This is a genomic window from Polaribacter sp. M10 (assembly GCF_054968445.1).
This window is the reverse complement of the sequence record NZ_JBSSBG010000002.1, coordinates 410066-429541: the sequence shown is the minus strand read 5'-3', so window position 1 is coordinate 429541 and position 19476 is coordinate 410066. Positions and strand designations below refer to the sequence as shown.

10 protein-coding genes are annotated in these 19476 nt (G+C 30.2%); 1 reads left to right on the top strand and 9 read right to left on the bottom strand.

Annotated features, from left to right (window positions below; genetic code table 11):
• Nucleotides 1–52: 52 nt before the first annotated feature.
• Complete coding sequence (locus tag ACWYN7_RS04435; RefSeq protein WP_462858640.1) at nt 53–2914, bottom strand: TonB-dependent receptor; 2862 nt, start codon at nt 2912–2914, stop codon at nt 53–55.
• A gap of 288 nt (nt 2915–3202) precedes the next feature.
• Here ACWYN7_RS04435 and ACWYN7_RS04430 point away from each other — a divergent pair, with 288 nt between their 5' ends.
• Nucleotides 3203–5446, top strand: a complete 2244-nt coding sequence (locus tag ACWYN7_RS04430; RefSeq protein ID WP_462858639.1) for an anion permease — start codon at nt 3203–3205, stop codon at nt 5444–5446.
• 6 nt (nt 5447–5452) lie between these two features.
• Here the strand turns inward: ACWYN7_RS04430 and ACWYN7_RS04425 are convergent, their stop codons facing one another.
• The 8 genes from ACWYN7_RS04425 to ileS all read right to left on the bottom strand — a co-directional run bounded on the left by ACWYN7_RS04425 (nt 5453) and on the right by ileS (nt 19476).
• Nucleotides 5453–7651 carry a patatin-like phospholipase family protein gene (locus ACWYN7_RS04425; protein WP_462858638.1) on the bottom strand — a complete coding sequence of 733 codons (2199 nt, stop codon included), beginning with the start codon at nt 7649–7651 and terminating at the stop codon, nt 5453–5455.
• Nucleotides 7641–9446, bottom strand: a complete 1806-nt coding sequence (gene uvrC / locus ACWYN7_RS04420) for an excinuclease ABC subunit UvrC (protein WP_462858637.1) — start codon at nt 9444–9446, stop codon at nt 7641–7643. Before uvrC ends, ACWYN7_RS04425 begins: the two co-directional genes overlap by 11 nt.
• Before the next feature lie 30 nt (nt 9447–9476).
• The gene (locus ACWYN7_RS04415; RefSeq protein WP_462858636.1) at nt 9477–10082 is read right to left on the bottom strand and encodes a DUF4230 domain-containing protein; all 606 of its coding nucleotides are present in this window, start codon (nt 10080–10082) and stop codon (nt 9477–9479) included.
• A gap of 77 nt (nt 10083–10159) precedes the next feature.
• Complete coding sequence (locus ACWYN7_RS04410) at nt 10160–10804, bottom strand: lipoprotein signal peptidase (RefSeq protein ID WP_462858635.1); 645 nt, start codon at nt 10802–10804, stop codon at nt 10160–10162.
• Nucleotides 10805–10846: 42 nt separating this feature from the next.
• Nucleotides 10847–11428, bottom strand: a complete 582-nt coding sequence (locus ACWYN7_RS04405) for a hypothetical protein (protein ID WP_462858634.1) — start codon at nt 11426–11428, stop codon at nt 10847–10849.
• A gap of 71 nt (nt 11429–11499) precedes the next feature.
• Complete coding sequence (locus tag ACWYN7_RS04400) at nt 11500–15570, bottom strand: T9SS type A sorting domain-containing protein (RefSeq protein WP_462858633.1); 4071 nt, start codon at nt 15568–15570, stop codon at nt 11500–11502.
• A 116-nt stretch (nt 15571–15686) separates the two neighbouring features.
• The gene (locus ACWYN7_RS04395; protein ID WP_462858632.1) at nt 15687–16064 is read right to left on the bottom strand and encodes a TraR/DksA family transcriptional regulator; all 378 of its coding nucleotides are present in this window, start codon (nt 16062–16064) and stop codon (nt 15687–15689) included.
• Between the two features lie 4 nt (nt 16065–16068).
• Nucleotides 16069–19476 (bottom strand): isoleucine--tRNA ligase, encoded by a 3408-nt coding sequence (gene ileS / locus ACWYN7_RS04390; RefSeq protein WP_462858679.1) that lies wholly within the window; start codon nt 19474–19476, stop codon nt 16069–16071.

The window sequence follows — 19476 nt, the reverse complement described above, 5'->3', positions numbered from 1 at the left end:
AAATAAGTTACGAATCTTTAGTAAAAATTTCGTTTTGTTATGAAATTGTTAATTAAAACTTATAGGTTAAATTGAAGCTTAGTTGGCTACCTCTTTTATAAGATTGTACTACCTGATTTGTAACATCAATTATTGCTCCAGATCCTGAATTATCGAATTCTGTAACTTTTTGAGTTTGTTGTATATCTGGGTTTAATAAGTTTCTACCTACAACTTTAATAATTAAATTATCTGTAATTTCTTTACTTAAGATTAAATCTAAAGACACGAAACCTTTTTCTATAATTTCATCATTAAATAATGTTGCGCTATTTACTAGATCTTCTGGAGAACCTAATGCAAAAATTTTGTCTGATGCATAATTACCAGACACTGTTGCTGTAAATTCTTTTTCTGATCTGCTATTAAAACTTAAAGATGCATTTGTAATAAAATCAGAAGCTCCTTGTAAACCAGACTCCTCTACATTTGAATATTGAAAGTTTGTATATAAATCTTGATTAAACCACATTTTTGTGATATTAAAACTAGTACTTAAAATACTTTTTTCGTCATCATTTTCTATTATATTTAATCTACTTTCTAACTCTATTCCAAAAACAGTTGCTTTTTCTCCTGTATTATTGAATTCAAAGTTTCCAGAAGAACCTCTAGTTAATGCTAGGTTAATTGGGTCTTTAATATTTTTGTAAAAAACACTAGCAGAAACTAGCTCTTCTCTACTTGGAAAAAACTCCCATTTTGCATCTAAGTTTATTACTTTTGATCTTTCTAAATCTGGATTTCCTTGAATTACACGTCCTGTTGGTTCTTCGTATTGAAAAGGAGCAAACTCTTTAAACTCTGGTAATGTTTGTGTTAAACTCGATGCAAAACGTACAGAATTTTTTTCTCCAATTTGATATTTAAGATTTAAACTTGGATAAACTGAATTGTATTTTCTACTTAAAGATCCAACTCTAGATTGTCCATTAGGGCCTTGATAATTTTTTACATTCCAAGCTACATTAATTTCATTACTCTCGAATCTTAAACCGAAATTTCCAGAGAACTTGTTATTTACACCAAAATTTAAATTTGTAAATGCAGCTAAATTTGTCATGTCTGCTGTATAAGCATCAGGTAATTGTTCTATTACTCTTAACATTGGGTTAGCCCCCTGACCATAATTAGCAAGAGTTGTAAACGTTTCTGAAATATGATCTACAGTAGTAGTTAAAAACCCTGAATTTGGAAAACCTGGAGTATAACCTGGGGTAGATACACCAACAAATTGAGAACTAAAAGCTCTTTCTTTATTTCTAAAGTTTAATCCAAAATTTAATTTCATTGGCTTTTTGTCATATTCAGATTCTGTTTTCCCAAAAGAAAACTCATCAACTATATAAGCGTTATATTCATTGTCTTCGATTCTTTGTGTTGATTTTCTTTGAGAAAAATCTGATACATCTGCAAAAGTTACTTCACTATCATTTAAAATAATAGCTTCATTTCTAATACGATTTGGCTCTTCTGCTAAGACAAAATTATAACCTCCTGCCCAAGTTAATTTATTATTTTCGGTAAGTTTGTGTTCTCCTGTTAATTGGTTTACAAACATAATTGTTTGTTTATAGTTTTGATCTCTAACAAAAGCACCTCTTTCTTGTGGCTGTTGATCAAAAACATATCCTAAACCATTTCTTCCTTGCTCAAATAAATTATCTTTACCTGTATTTACAAATAAAGTATTGTAGCCTATTTTATTATTGTCGTTCAGTTTTAAGTCTCCTCTAATATAACCAGTTGTATTTATTCTAGTTATATATTGCTCTAGTGAAGGTGAATCGTTTAAAGCTGTAGCAGGGTCATAAGATAAATTTGGGAAGGCATTATCTAAAATATTTGCACGATATGTTCTAAACTCCCCTTCTTGATATTCAAAAGATTTGCTGTGAGAAGCTGTAGCAAAAATAGCTAGCTCTTTGTTAAAAATATCAAATTTGTAAGCTGCATTAAAAGATACTCCATAATTTGTTGAATTATCTACAGTTATAGCATCCCAAGTTTGGTATTTAATAGCATCTGTAAGTAAATAAGGTTTTTTATAGTATCCAAAAGTAACATCATTCATATTTAAAGTACTTCTAAAATCTGATTCTAACCCTACAACTGCAGTATTAAAACCTCCACTTACACTTACAGAAAAACCTTTTTTTGAATATTTTTTAGAAGCAACATCTACAGTTCCAGATGCTTGATCAGAATACCCACTAGTATTATACGTTTTAGAGATCCCTATGTTGTTAATTATGTTAGTAGAAAAAAGACCTAAGTCTATATTTTTTTTCGCAACATCATCAGACGGAATAGGTAAACCATTCATTGTAGTAGATAAATATCTATCTCCTAAACCTCTAATATAAATATCTCCTGAACCTTCACTTTGAGTTACACCAGAAATTTTTGTTGTAGCAGCTGCTGCGTTAGAAACCCCTATTTTAGACAATCTTTCTGCACCAATACTTTCTACAATTACTGTTGCATTTTTTTGCTTTAATAACAAAGCTGATTCTTTTTCTTTTGTGCTTGTTGTTCTAACTACTACATCATCTAAAGCAACACCTTCTTCTGCAGAAAGCACTTGATTAATAGTTACTGTTTCTCCAGCTTTAATTGTAAATGTTTTTTCTATAGTTTTATATCCTAAAAAACTAAAAACAACTGTATGTGTACCTGCAGGAACTGGAAAAGAATAGATTCCGTCGAAATCTGTTGTTGCCCCAATATCAGTACCTTTAATTACTACATTTGCAAATGGCAATGGCTCATTATTAGATTCTTTATCTGTTAATAAACCTGTTAATTTACCTTTGTCTTGAGCTACTAAAAACTGGCTCAATGCTAACAAGGTAATAAGTAAAAATTTTTTCATTTTATATGTTTATTTTGCTTATGCAAAAGTCTATCCCTTTTGTAAATATAGTGTTAGTAGTAAATTATGCTTGAGTTAATAACCTGTTAACTAATTGTTAATTTGAAAGCGATAATAAAAAGGAAAAAAACGCAAAAATTAAAAACTTTTATTCTTAGAAACATAACCATATATGAATTAAATTGATAAATTTAGAGGCTAAAAGTAAATGAGAATTTCATAACATTAAGATAACATTATCAATATGCTGTGTTTTTAACTTTGCTTCTTTAAAATTTATAATATAAAATGGAAGATCCGTATATTTTAATGTTAATAGCATTAGCTGTTTTAGCTATTGTTGATCTAGTTGTTGGTGTTAGTAACGACGCAGTAAATTTTTTAAATTCTGCAATAGGTTCTAAAGCAATTTCTGTTAGAAACATTATGATTATTGCCAGTGTAGGTGTTTTTTTTGGTGCTGTTTCCTCTAGTGGAATGATGGAGGTTGCACGTAAAGGAATCTTTAACCCTAATATGTTCGTTTTTCAAGATGTTATGTACATCTTTATGGCAGTTATGATTACAGATATCTTATTATTAGATGTTTTTAACTCATTAGGTATGCCTACCTCTACTACTGTTTCTATTGTTTTTGAATTGTTAGGTTCTGCTGTGGTAATTGCAATTATTAAAATTACACAAAACGATACTGAGAGTTTGTCTGCCATTTGGGACTATATTAACTACAACACAGCAACAGATATTATTTTAGGAATTTTACTCTCTGTTATTGTTGCCTTTACAGTTGGTGCCATTGTACAATACTTTTCTAGAATTATTTATTCTTTTAATTTCGAAAATAGACCAACCTATATTAACTCATTATTTGGCGGTTTTGCAATTACGGCAATTACATACTTTATTATTATTAAAGGATTAAAAGGAACTCAGTTTTACGATAGCTTAAAAGGATATTTAGAAGGTAATACATTGCAAATTGTCGCTACTAGTTTTGTTATTTGGTCGCTAATATCTCATTTAATTATAAAAGTGTTTAAACAAAATATTTTAGTAATTATTATTGGCGTTGGTACTTTTTCTTTAGCAATGGCTTTTGCTGGCAACGATTTGGTAAACTTTATTGGTGTACCTATAGCCGCTTTAAACTCTTATGAAGCTTGGTCTATTTCTGGTGTTAGTCCAGAATTATTTTCTATGGGTAGTTTAGCTAAAAAAGTACCATCTAACATCTGGCTTCTTTTATTAGCAGGTGCTATTATGGTGGTTACTTTATGGACATCTTCTAAAGCAAAATCAGTTATAGAAACTGGTATTAATTTATCTAGACAAGGAGAAGGTCATGAAAAATTTCAGCCTAATAATTTATCTCGAATTGTGGTGCGTTTTGCAATGGTTTTAAATACTGGAATCAATTATTTGTTTCCTAAAAAAACGCAAGAGTATATCAATACAAAATTCGAAAAACCAGTTGTAAAATTATCTAAAGATAAATCTTTTGAAATGCCAGCATTCGATTTGGTTCGTGCTTCTGTAAACCTTATTATGGCTAGTGTTTTAATATCTATAGCTACTTCTATGAAATTACCATTGTCTACAACCTACGTAACGTTTATGGTTGCAATGGGTACTTCTTTAGCAGATAGAGCTTGGGGACGTGAAAGTGCAGTGTATAGAGTTGCTGGAGTTTTAAATGTTATTGGTGGTTGGTTTTTAACGGCTCTAATTGCTTTTATAGCTGCTGGTATTGTTGCTTACTTTATTAATTTACACATTGCTTTTATACCTGTTTTGTTATTTTTAGTTGCTTTTTTAATTACAAAAAATTCTATGGCACATAGAAAAAGAGCTAAAGAAATAAAAAGAAAAACATTTATAGAAAGATCTGAATTAATTACCATTAACGGAGTTATAGAAGAGAGTTCAGACCATATTTCTGGTGTTGCAGACAGAATAAATAAATTGTACACAAATGTTGTAGATGATTTAGCTAATCACGATTTAAATAAACTACGCAAAACCGACAAACACGTAGAAAAGTTAAATGATGAAATAGACGAACTAAAAGACAATGTTTTCTATTTTATTAAATCTTTAGACGAAACTTCTGTACAAGCAAGTAGATTTTACATTTCTGTTTTAGGTTATTTGCAAGATGCTGCACAATCTATAAGTTATATTTCTAGAGCTAGTTTTAAACACGTAAATAACAATCATAAGAACTTAAAAAAGGGTCAGTTAAAAGATTTAAAAGGAATTAACAACCAATTAACTGAAATTTTAGAGAATGTTAGTGATGTTTTTAAATCGAGAGAATTTGATAGCTTAAACCCTATTTTGATTGATAAGCGTGAGCTGTTAAAGAATGTTTCTTTATCTGTAGAAAAGCAAGTAAGTAGAATTAGAACCGACGAAACTAGTCCGAAAAACTCTACTTTATACTTCAGTATTTTACTAGAAACTAAAGATTTAATGAAAGCCTTAATGAATCTTTTAGAGATTTACGAAGAGTTTTATTTAAGTACAAAATAAAAAAGGCTAAAACCAAAAACCTAAATTAAATAACCAATAATGGTCTCTATGGTCTGGAGACCAACTGTACTTTAATTCAATTGGCCCAACTAAACTATCAAAACTATAGCCAATAGCATAACCAGATTTAATGTCTTTAAAAACATCAATATCTTTAAAAACATTGTCATCTAAACGTGCAAAGTTGGCTATAAAACTTGCATAGTGTTTATCTGCAATTGCATATCTTAATAGAAATTCTGTCTTTAAAAAAGAAATATCGGTTAATTCTGCAAAATCATAACCATAAAAAGAAACAAAAGTATTGATGTAGTTTTGATTAAAGCCTCCCAAATAAAAATCAAAAACATTTGCATCAGAAGTATCAAAAGTAAAACCTGCTTGATAGGTATTCTGAAAAGTTACTTTATCCGATAAAGGTGTTGCAAAACCAATGGTACCTTGTGCTTGTGCAAAACTTTTAAAATCGCTGTTAAAACCTGTTGCGTTTAAATACCATTTTAAATTAAAATCGGCATAATATCCTTTAGTAACAAAATATTTTTCGTTGTAGGTATCTAATTTTAAATAAGCAAAAGCATTGTAATACTCACTATTATCAATATCGGTTTCGTCGTTATTATTTGTTATTGTTTCTGTACTTGCCTTTAAGTATTTATGCTCTAATCCTAAACCCAAAGCAAATTTTCTATCAAAGGTGGTTTGTAAATACAATTGATTGGTAATATCTGTAAATTTTACATTAATACTGCCAATATCTGGATACTGAGAAATAATAGGCCCGTATTTTGTGTTGGTTCTAAAATGATTGTATCTAGATTTAAAACCAACACTTAGATACAAACCATTATCTACAAAATAATTGAAATTGTATCTTAAATTATCGCCCAAAACAACATCTAACGAAAGTAAATCGTTATTGATAAAAGCGTGTTTATGACTGTAATTCACTAAAACTCCAGATTTGTATAAATCATCATAATGCGCACCTAAACTTAAAGTAGCGTTCTCTAGAGCTTCTATTAAAACTAAATTTAAATGATAGGTATTATCTTCTTGTTTTTTTAATGTATAATCTATTCTATCATAATTTCTAGTGGCTGATAATAGATTTATTTTACGAGTAATTTCTTGCCTAGAAATGCTATCTCCTTCTCTAATATCTAACTTACCCAAAACATAGGCAAGCGTATAATTTTCTGATCTTTGTATTTTAATTTTAGAAATGTATTTCTTTTTGGTATCAATTTTTAAAAATTCTCTCTTTTTTTTGTGCGTTTGTAAAGCTGCTAATTTTTTAAAAACTTCTTTAAATTTTTTAGCTTCTTCTTCTCCTTTTTTAATGATTATATTTTTTTTATCGAAATCTACTACACTATAAGCATAAATATCTGGATGTAAATAAACGTCTAATTTTTGCTTTTCTATTTTACTTTGATGATACATTTGATAGCTTACAATCTGATTTAGAATTTCAATTGCAGAGGTTAATTTTTCTCTTTCTATCAACTTACCTTCTACATCTACACCAATTACAATATCTATGCCTTTAGATTTCATAAAAGTTACAGGGAAATTATTTGCTATACCACCATCTACTAATAGTTTATCATTTAAAACTACCGGATTTAATAATGTAGGAAAAGAACCACTTGCTCTTAAAGCCATGGGTAAAGAACCATTTTCTAACAAAACGCCTTCGCCAGTTTCTACATCAGTAGCAATACAGAAAAAAGGAATTGCTAATTTGGTAAAGTCTTCAGAATCTTCTAAAGAACCTATCAGTTCAGAAAGTAAATTTAATATATTTTGTCCTTTAGAAATCCCTTTTGGCAACCCAACTTTACCTTTAGAAACAGGTAAGGTTATTTTGGTTTTTTCTGCATTTTCTTTATCAAAAAAAGGAGAAGAACTTCGAGGTAATTTGTCTCTTAACAAAGACATAAAATCGGTTTTATGCACAATTTTTTCTATTTCAATGGCCGAAAAACCTAGTGCATACAAACCACCAACAATGGCTCCCATACTTGTACCACCAATATAATCTAACTGAATACCAGCTTTGTCTATTTCTTTTAAAACCCCTATATGCGCAAAACCTTTTGCTCCTCCACCACTTAAAACTAAGCCAATTTTAGGCTGCTCTTCTTGACCAAAGACTAAAATTGGAACCATTAGCATTAACAGAAAAAACTTACTTTTCATTTTCTTTTTCTTTATGATAATATTGATGCACTTTTACGGCTCTTGCAAAACCAATTGCTTCTTTTAAATCTGCCAAAGAAGCTTCTTTTACACGTTTAGCCGACTTAAATTTACGCAATAAAGTTGTAATAGTCTGTTTACCAACATCTGGAATTTGTTCTAGCTCGCTTTGTATGGCACTTTTACTACGTTTATTTCTATGAAAAGTAATACCAAATCTATGGGCTTCGTTTCTTAAATACTGCGTAATCTTTAAAGTTTCGGACTTTTTATCTAAATATAAAGGTATGGGATCATCTGGATAATAAATTTCTTCTAATCGTTTTGCTATACCAATAATTGCAATTTTACCTCGTAAACCTAAAATATCTAAACTTTTTAATGCTGATGATAATTGACCTTTACCACCATCAATAATAATCAGTTGTGGCAAAGACTCGCCTTCAGAAAGCAAACGTTTGTACCTTCTGTAAACCACCTCTTCCATAGACGCAAAATCATCTGGGCCAACCACCGTTTTTATATTATAATGCCTATATTCTTTTTTACTAGGCTTACCATCTCTAAACACCACACAAGCTGCAACAGGGTTTGTACCTTGAATGTTAGAATTATCAAAACACTCAATATGTCTTGGTTCTTCTTTTAAACGCAAATCTTTTTTCATTTGCGCCATAATTCGTTTTACATGCCTGTCTGGATCTACAATTTTTATCTGCTTAAACTGCTCTTGTCTGTAATATTTTGCATTTCTTTCAGAGAGTTCTACAATTCGTTTTTTATCACCCAATTTAGGAATGGTAACTTTTATATTCTCGCCAATATCAACTTTAAAAGGCACATAAATTTCTGGCGATTGCGAATCGAAACGTTGCCTAATTTCTACAATAAAAAGTTCTAATAACTCTTTGTCTGTTTCATCTAACTTTTTCTTTATTTCTGTGGTGTGCGATTGAATAATAGATCCGTTAGAAATTTTTAAGAAGTTAGCATAACCATGGGTTTCATCAGAAATTATGGTAAACACATCTACATTATTAATAGACGGATTAATAATGGTAGATTTTGCTTGATAATTGCTAAGCAAATCTAATTTTTCTTTGATTTTTTGTGCCTCTTCAAACTCCATTTTTGCAGCAAAATCCATCATCATTTTATTAAATTTATCTAAACTTTCTTTAAAGTTTCCTTTAATAATATTTCTAATTTCTTTGATAGATTCGTTGTAATGCGCTTCTGTTTCTAAGGCTTCGCAAGGCCCTTTACAGTTTTTTAAATGATATTCTAAACAGACTTTATATTTGCCTTCGCTAATGTTTTGAGCACTTAAATCGTAATTACAAGTTCTTAATTGGTAGAGTTCTTTAATTAAATCTAACAAAACACGCACAGTTCTTACAGAAGTATAAGGTCCAAAATATTCAGAGCCATCTTTAATAACTCTACGTGTCATAAAAATTCTTGGAAAACGCTCTTTTTTAATACACAACCAAGGATAACTTTTATCATCTTTCAACAACACATTATAGCGTGGTTTGTATTTTTTTATAAGATTATTTTCTAATAAAAGTGCATCAGTTTCTGTATTTACAACAATGTGTTTTATACGAACAATTTTTTTTACTAAAACACGTGTTTTACCATTTTCGTGTGTTTTTGTAAAGTAAGAAGCCACTCTTTTTTTTAAGTTTTTGGCTTTACCTACATAAATAATTACATCTTCTTTATCAAAATATTGATAAACTCCAGGTGCATTTGGTAAGGTTTTTATTTGAAGTTCTAAAGAAGTTGGCATTCTCAAAAATACGTATTTTGTGTATTATTCTTAATCTATTTGATGATCTAATTCTGATAAAAAATTTGATTTTGTATGATCTACAACCTCCCAACCATAAATGGCTGATAATTGATAAATCTTAGATATTTCTTCGAAAAAACGAGTTTTTGCTTCTTTTTTTAAATTGGTTAATGCAATGGTTTCTTTAATTTTATCGATACTTTTTTCGTTAATTTTATTCAATTCTTCTTTAGAAAATGTGTTAAACTGACTTTGTTTTAAATCGAAATATTTTACATCTGGCGCAATAGAAATAACTTCTTTGGGTATTTTATTAATAATGATTTTTTTACCTACAGAATCGATTTGTATTTCTAATTTAGATAAATCGTAACCTACTTCTACATCTGCATTTACAGTAACAATTGCTTCTTTATCAAAAGAAACATAATTATAAAAATATTTTTTTGAGTCTTTAAAATTGTACACTTCAGAAAAACTGGCACTAGAAACCACCAACTTACTCATGTTTTTAATAGAGTTTACAACTACTTTTATTTCTTCTTTTTGTTGATGTTTATTGTCTTTTTGATACCAAAATTTGGCAATAAAAAAGCCAATAAAAAAAATGAGAATATATCTAGAAATTTTCATACTTGTACCAATTAGAGCTTTTACTCTAATGGTTACACAAGTTAGTAAAAAATACCTGAGTTTATTTTAAGAAAGCTTTAAATTTCTGTAGTTGATTCTGAAATCTTTTCGTCAGATTTTTTGTCTTCTTTAGGAAAAGCTTGTTTGCTAAAAATAAAAAGAATTGCTACACCAATAGTTATGTAAGAGTCTGCAGGATTAAATATATACTGAAAAAAAGTAAATAAATCTCCGCCAACAAACGGAATCCATTCTGGTAAATTGCCACTCCAAATAGGAAAATAAAACATATCTACAACTTTACCATAAAACAGTTCTCCATAAGGTTTATCAGCAAAAAGTGTGGCTACTTTATGTTCTGAAGAATCAAAAATAACACCATAAAAAACAGAATCTATAATATTACCAACTGCACCAGAAAAAATTAAAGAAATACCAATAATTACAGCATTATGCACTTTGCGTTTTATATTGCCAGACAACCAATAAATAATAGCGGCTACTGCCACAATTCTAAAAAGAGTTAAAAATAATTTACCAGATTTACCACCAAATTCAAAACCCATTGCCATTCCGTTGTTTTCTACAAAATGGATTTTAAACCAACTAAAAACCTCAAAACCATCACCTAAAACATAATGTGTTTTAATGTAAATTTTTATTACTTGATCTAAAATAATTGCTATTAAAATAGTAAGTATTGCAATACTCTTTTTTGACATTTTTTAAAATTTGAAGTCACAAAAATAAGAATATTATTGTGTTTAATTACTTGATATGTAAATATTAGCCTTTATGGAATTGATAGTTAGTTTTTTCTGAGCAGTTTTTAGGTTGTTTTTATAACTTTTATCATAAAAAATATCGTCAATTTTAATTTTACCGTTTTTAGAAATCAAGTCTAAATTTGTTTTGTTGATAGATGCATACACATTACCAGAATAAAGCTTAAGAGCTGTTTTTGCTAGGATTTTGTTGAGTTTTACAATTCCGTTTTCGATATAAATTGCCAAATCATTCTGTAAATTTTTAGCTTCTAAATCTACATTTTCTCCAAAAACGAAGACTTTTTTTCCTTCTGGTATTTTTACAATAACATTGGCTCTTTGTAGTCTTTTGGTAATAAATTTTCTAAACACAACTTCTCTTGTTTGTGTACCTTCGAACGCAAATTTTATGTTTACTTCTTTACTTTTTTCATCAATAATAATCAATTGTTCGTCGTAACTTTCTGCATACAAATACACTTCTATAAAACCTGATGTTGAGTTTTCTAACATCAAATTATCTAAACCTGATGTAAAAATATTAACCTCATTTGCAAGCGTTTGAAATTGTTTAGACACTTTTTTCTGAGAAAAAACAACCACGGAATTTATTAAAAAAAATAAAACAAACTTATACTTCATTGTTCTTATTACTGTATAAATATTTTCTTTGTAAAAGTACTATTATCTTGCTCAATTACAACTACATAAATTCCTTTGGTAAATTTAGTTACATCAATTGTAAGATTGTTTTTATTGGTTTTTTGCATCAATATTTGGCTTCCTGTTGTGTCGTAAATTTTGATTAATGTTTGTAAAGCAGTTAAGTTTTTAATCTGAATTTTATTTTGAGCAACAAATAAATTTACATCATTAAAAACAGGATTTAAAACATGTAAAACTTCTGCTGTTGTGTGTAAAAAAAATCGCCCTGAACCGTTTAAAGTTTCAGTTGTTGTTACTTGATAAGTACTATTTTCATCATTTAAAAGTGTAAAAGTACCCAACTCTTTATCCTCTATATAAACGTTTAAATCTGCAGGTATATTTTTAGCATTTACACTAATTTCTAAATCGGAATTTTTATCAGCAATAATACCTACAGGAATACTTGCAGAAAAATCTGTTAGTATAGATTGTATGGCTAATTTTTTGTTATAATCACCAGTAATCAGTTGTGTATAAACTTCAAAATTTGATGCGCTATCTGCGTATAAAGAACTGTCATAACCATTATCAAAATTAGTTGTAGCTGATGCTACGTAAAAGATATCTGTGTATTTTTCTTGTGTTCCGTTTTTACAAAAAAGTCTTATTTCTGGTCTCGATTGCTGCTTTAAAAATGTTTCTGATTGATGTTGTTGTAAATTTTCTGTAAAAGTTGCAGAACCTCCTTCTGAATTAGAAATTACAAAAAATGCTTGACCAGGAGCTAAATTTACAGCAGAAGAAGCTTGGTTTTTGGTTTCGTATGCATTTCCATTCCAAACATAAATAGTTTTTTCTTCTAAAACAGTTTCATTTACATTTAAAAAGTTATTTGAAAAATCTGCAGTTTCATTGATTGCTACATACGATGAAAATGGGTTTCCTAATAAATTGTAAGAAGTTGCTGTACCTTTATTAATGGCAATATTTACATTTTCTGTAGCAACATCACCCAAAAAAACATGATGACCAGCTGTGGTTCTTTTTATAGAAAATCCTTTGCCTGATGTAAAAGGAGCAACATCATTTACTTGCATATATTCCCAATTTCCAGAATCATTATTATAAGTTGCAATTGCTCTAGAGTTTGGATTTGTTGAACTAGATTGAATGGAATTTTCAGCAACCCAATCATTATCATAGGCATCATTTAATAAAGGTGCACTTGTTAAATGCCAATTTTCTGAAACAGATCTATTGTAGGTAATTTTTCCTGTGGATGTTCCTTTTACAATTAAACTTCCTGAAGTTGCTAAAGTTGAATTTATGGTAAACGTGCCTTGATTTATACAATTCTCTTCGATTGTTAAGGCACCAGATGCTGTAATTGTTAAAGTCGCATTTTCATCAATAGAAATATTTGCCACAGAAACAGCTGAGTTAATTATTGGATTATTTGAAGTTGGTGGAATTTTAACATCAACAGCATTTGATGGTAAACCATTAGACCAATTATTTACATTTGTAAAGTCTGAATCTATTGTACCTAGCCAAGTTGTTAAGCTATTGCCTTTAAATTGCCCAGTATAAAAACCTCTACCATAAGAACTTGCCAAAATGGTATTATCTGCAGTTCTTAAACTAAAAGAAGTTACTGGCACATTAGACATTCCATTGTAAGATTGATTCCAAATTGGTGATGCATCTTTAAAGTTAGTGGTATTCCAAACTCCTAATTCAGAACCCACAATAACCTCATTATTATTTAAAGGATTCATTAAAATGCAGCGTACATTTATATCAGGAAAATTACCTTCTTTGTTTGCCCAAGTTGAGCCTCCATCTTCTGTAAACCAAATACTATCAACACCAAAATTGTAAAAAGTAACCATAATTTCATTTTCTGACGCACCAAATTCTATGGATGAAATATTCCCTAAAAATGATGAAGAAGAAATGTCTGTAATTGTAGGATTTTCTGTATTTGCGTTTTCAACTTTTATCAATTTACCAGATCTTGTACCTAAAAAAACTTTAGACGATGCTGTTGTAAATGGTGATACTTTTATGGCAGAAATATTAGTGATTAAAGGATCTGAAATGTCTGTTCTTGTAGATGATGCAGTTGTTATATTTGTAAATCTTGTTAAATAACCAACTTCATTTGCAGCATCGTAACCATTTGTATATAAAATATCTAGATTATCATCTAAAGCCATGGCATTTACAAAAGTACCAGAATCGCTATCTGATGAAACTGAAACTCCAGAACCAGTATAAGGTAAATTATATCGAGTAATGTTATTGTACAAATTCGAGATAATCATATAAGAACCTTCTTTGTCTATAAAACAATGTGTACCATCTCCTCTATTGGTTTTTATGGCAGAATTTATTCCTGCTGAAGCTTCATCAAAAAAGAGATTTCCATTATCTTGAGTACCTCCAATTATATATTCTGGATCTGTAGTCTGACTAATTGCAGCATTGTAAAACTGAATTGTGTTATAATCTTTGTTTCTTTCTTCTATTGCTGATGCACTTGTAGCTGCTGCAGATAAAGAATTTGCGTAAAACACACCTCCATCGCAACCAATAACAGCAATATTTGCATCTGTTGGATGAAAAGCAAAACTCTGCTGATCTGAATGCACATAAGAAACAGTAATGCCTGGTAAACTGCCTGTTGGAGAATTTTTTGAAATCTGTTGCCAAGTAACACCACTATTTGAAGTTCTAAATAAATTGATGCCTCCTGCATATGCTATAGCATCATTTGTAGGATCTACTTCTAATACCAAATCGTAAAATGCCTGACCTCTTGTAAAATCTTCTGCAGGAATACTACTTGTTGCATCATTTGGTAAAGAAAGTGTAGTTGGTGTGGTTGCAAAAGCATCTGTAGTTTTTAAAAGTGATATAAATGGTGCTATTTCATCACCAGAACTATTTTCTGTACCAACTTCCCCTAAAACATAAACTGTGTTTGCATTGGTTTTAGAAATAGCAATTTCTGTTCTTCTTCCATTTGTAATGGTATGTTTTAACGTAAAAGATGTTCCATCTGAACTGCTATAAATTCTTCCACCTCCATCATCCCAAGCATTTCTTGTAGTACTTAACCAAAGTGTATTGTCTGTACCTATTTCAAAATCATTTGGAGAAACTGGCTTACCATCAACATCTAAAGTTAATTTAGACCAGTTAGAACCTTCGTCTGTAGATTTATAAATTCCATAATCATCTAAACCAATCCAAGTACTTTTTGGATTGGAACTATAAAATGCGCCACCAATAGCAGCAAAAACTTCAGAATCGTTGGTAGTTGCAGGGTTTCCATCTTTATCTCTTACAATTATATCTGTCATAAAATAGGTTCCAGGAACATTAATATTGCTAGATGTAACAGTTGTTCCTCTTATTTGATAAACGTTTGCCCAAGTTGCGCCACCATCTGTAGATTTCCAGATTCCATTTCCTAAAGCTTGTTGTGGGCTATACAATTCTCCTGTACCTAAATACATTATTTGCGAATTGTTAGGATCTACTGCCATACAAGTTACAGCAAGATTATCTGATATTCCAACTTGTACCCAAGATGAGTTTTGGTCAGTAATATCATCATTAACCCAAAGACCACCACTTACACCACCTGCAAAAACACGTTTGTGAGTCACATCATTAGGATCGAACATTACCATTCGAGTTCTACCACCTACATTATTTGGCCCTCTTTCTGTCCATTGGTTGTCTAAAGCATCACCTGGACTTCTTTGCAAACTAGCATGTTCATTTTTTAATTTTTCTTGAAGATTGTGTAGATTCTCAGGATGCGTTTTTTTTGTATACGGATTCATTTGTAGCAAATACAAATCTGCTAAATATTGATTAGGTGGTAACCCTAAAAACACTCTCTCTTTTTTAGAAAGATTCTTCTGAAAATTAAATGGATGTTGTTGTATTTGTTTTGTGTAGTTTTCTTTAAGTACGTCTTTTTTAGATTTCTTAAAAAAGGAGTGGTAAACAAATAAATTGCAACATAGAAAAACTAGTAAATAAATTCTCTTTTTCATAAAGTCAAAAATAAGATAATTTATTACTTGATTACAAATAAGTAATTTGCAAAAAAAAGTCCAATTCTTAATGTTTTAATTATTAAGAATTGGACTTTAAATGTATTGTAAAAAGATTATTGCTTACGTTTAGCCTCGATGCTTAAAGTAGCATGAGGTACTAATTTTAAACGCTCTTTTTGTATTAATTTACCTGTAACTCTACAAACACCATAGGTACCATTTTCTATACGCATTAAGGCATTTTTAAGGTCTCGAATAAATTTTTCTTGTCTAATAGCTAACTGTACGTTTGCTTCTTTACTCATTACTTCAGAACCTTCATCAAAAGATTTAAAAGATGACAAAGTATCATCTGTACCATTGTTGGCATCATTTTTATACGATGCTTCTAATAAAGCTAAATCTTCTTTAGCTCTTGCTATTTTTTTTTCGATTATTGCTTTAAACTCTTGTAAATCTTCTTCGTTATATTTTACTTTAACTTCTGACATAATACTACACTTTTTCTATAAATATTCTACTTTTAATGGTGTCGAATTCAATTTCTGTTCCATTGGTTAATTCATCCACAAAAACCAATTCTTTGGTTAATGTTTCACTCATAATGTAGTCTTTATTATCTAATATAGACTGTTGTAGGTTATCAAAGTTTAAAACTGTTAACTTAATTCTATCTGTTACTTCTAAGCCTGTCTCTTTACGAGCATTCTGAATTCTGTTAACCAATTCTCTGGCAACACCTTCTTTTCGTAAATCTTCAGTAATAGTAACATCTAAAGCAACAGTTATAGCACCTTCATTAGCCACTAACCAACCTTCTATATCTTTAGATGATATCTCTACGTCTGAGAGCTCCAAAATAATATTTTTTCCATTAATGTCAACAGAAATGTTTTTATCTTTTTCTATTTTGTTAATATCTTCTTGATTAAAGTCTTTAACAGCAGCTGCTATAAAGCGCATATCTTTCCCAAATTTAGGTCCTAAAGTCTTAAAATTAGGCTTAATTTGTTTAATTAATATGTCTGAAGCATCTTCCATTAATTGAATTTCTTTAATGTTTACTTCATGCTTAATTAAATCTGACACTGCTAAAATTTCTTCTTTTTGCTGAGGATGATCAACAGGAATCATAATTTTTTGCAATGGCTGACGCACTTTTATCTTTTCTTTAGCTCTTAATGATAATACTAAAGATGATATGGTTTGTGCATTTTCCATTTTACGCTCTAAGCTTTGATCTACAAAACGTTCATCAAATTTTGGAAATTCTGATAAATGAATACTTTCTGATGTTTCTTTACCTGTTACCGAGTTTAAATCTTGGTACAACCTGTCCATAAAAAATGGCGCAATTGGCGATGCTAATTTTGCAATGGTAACCATACACGTATACAAAGTTTGGTATGCAGAAATTTTATCTGTTTGATAATCTCCTTTCCAAAAACGTCTTCTACTTAAACGTACATACCAGTTACTTAAATACTCTTGTGTAAAATCTGATATGGCTCTTGCTGCTCTTGTAGGTTCGTACTCTTCATAGAATTTATCGACTTTATTGATTAAAGTATGTAATTCTGATAAAATCCATCTGTCTAATTCTGGTCTTTCATTTTGAGGAATATCTGCTTCATTATAAGAAAAACCATCAATATTTGTATATAAACTAAAGAAAGAATACGTGTTGTAAAGTGTACCAAAAAACTTACGCTTTACCTCTTCTATACCTTCTAAATCGAATTTTAAATTATCCCAAGGATTGGCATTAGAAATCATATACCATCTTGTAGCATCTGCTCCGTATTTAGACAACGTTGTAAACGGATCTACTGCGTTACCTAAACGTTTAGACATTTTATGGCCATTTTTATCTAAAACCAAACCATTAGAAACTACATTTTTATACGCAACAGAATCGAAAACCATAGTACCAATTGCATGTAATGTGTAAAACCAACCACGAGTTTGATCTACACCTTCTGCAATAAAATCTGCTGGAAAAGATTCATTTCCATCAATTTTCTGCTTATTTTCAAATGGATAATGCCATTGCGCATAAGGCATAGAACCAGAATCGAACCAAACATCAATTAAATCACTTTCACGTTTCATAGGTTTTCCTGTTGATGAAACTAAAGTAATTTGATCTACAATATTTTTATGTAAATCTAATTTTGCATAATTTTCTTCTGAGTTGTTATCAACTTCAAAGCTTGCGAATATGTCTTCGCTCATTATTCCTGCATCTACGGCACGTAGCATTTCTGCTTTTAATTCTTTAACAGAACCTATACAAATTTCTTCTTTACCATCTTCTGTTCTCCAGATTGGTAATGGAATTCCCCAATAACGTGAACGCGATAAATTCCAATCGTTTGCATTTGCTAACCAGTTTCCAAAACGACCAGTACCTGTAGATTCTGGTTTCCAGTTGATGGTTTTGTTTAACGAATGCATTTTATCTTTTACATCAGTAACTTTAATAAACCAAGAATCTAATGGATAATATAAAATTGGCTTATCTGTTCTCCAACAATTTGGGTAACTGTGTTTGTATTTTTCTACTTTAAAAGCCTTGTTTTCTATTTTTAATTTGATGGCAATTTCTACATCTACAGATTTTTCTGGAGCTTCGCCATCAGCATAATATTCGTTTTTTACATATTTACCAGCAAATTCAGTTACTTCTGGTCTAAATTTACCTTGTAAATCTACCAAAGGCACTAAATTATCATTTTCATCTTTTACCAACATTGGCGGAATTTCTGGTGAGGCTTGTTTACAAACCAGAGCATCATCTGCTCCAAAAGTTGGTGCTGTGTGTACAATTCCTGTTCCGTCTTCTGTAGTTACAAAATCACCAGCAATTACTCTAAATGCATCTTGAGGATTATCGTTTGGTAAAACATAATCTAACAATTGCTCGTATTTAATACCCACTAAATCTGTTCCTTTACACTCTGCACAGATTAAATATGGTATTTTTTTATCACCTTTATTATAAGCACTTAATTCTTCTACAGATTCTGCTTCAAAATTATTTTTACCTGCAAATTGTTTACCAACTAAATTCTTAGCTAAAATAACATGAATAGGCTCAAAAGTATATTGATTATAAGTTGCTACAACAACATAATCTATTTTTGGGCCAACTGTTAAAGCTGTGTTACTTGGCAATGTCCAAGGAGTAGTTGTCCAAGCAATAAAGTTTAAATGATCAAATTTTTGTAAAAATTCTGGCAATGAACTTTCAATTGCTTTAAACTGGGCAACAACTGTTGTATCTGTTACATCTTGGTAAGTACCTGGTTGATTCAGTTCGTGAGAACTTAACCCTGTACCTGCTTTTGGTGAATATGGCTGAATGGTATAGCCTTTGTAAATTAATTCTTTGTTATAAATCTGTTTTAAAAGCCACCAAACAGACTCCATATATTTTGGTTCGTAAGTAATATATGGATCATCCATATCTACCCAATATCCCATTTTTTGGGTTAAATCGTTCCAAATATCTGTGTAACGCATTACCGCTTTTCTACAAGCAGCATTATAATCTTCTACAGAAATTGTTTTACCAATATCTTCTTTGGTTATCCCTAATTCTTTTTCTACGCCTAATTCTATTGGTAATCCATGAGTATCCCAACCAGCTTTACGTTTTACCTGGTAACCTTTCATGGTTTTGTAACGCGGAAAAATATCTTTAATAGCTCTTGCTAAAACATGGTGTACTCCTGGAAGTCCGTTTGCAGAAGGTGGGCCTTCGAAAAACACAAATGGTTTTGCGCCTTCTCTAGAGGTTACACTCTTTTCGAAAATGTTATTTTCTTGCCAATAATTTAGAATTTCTTCTGCTACTTTTGGTAAGTCAAGTCCTTTATATTCAGGAAATTTCATCTGGAT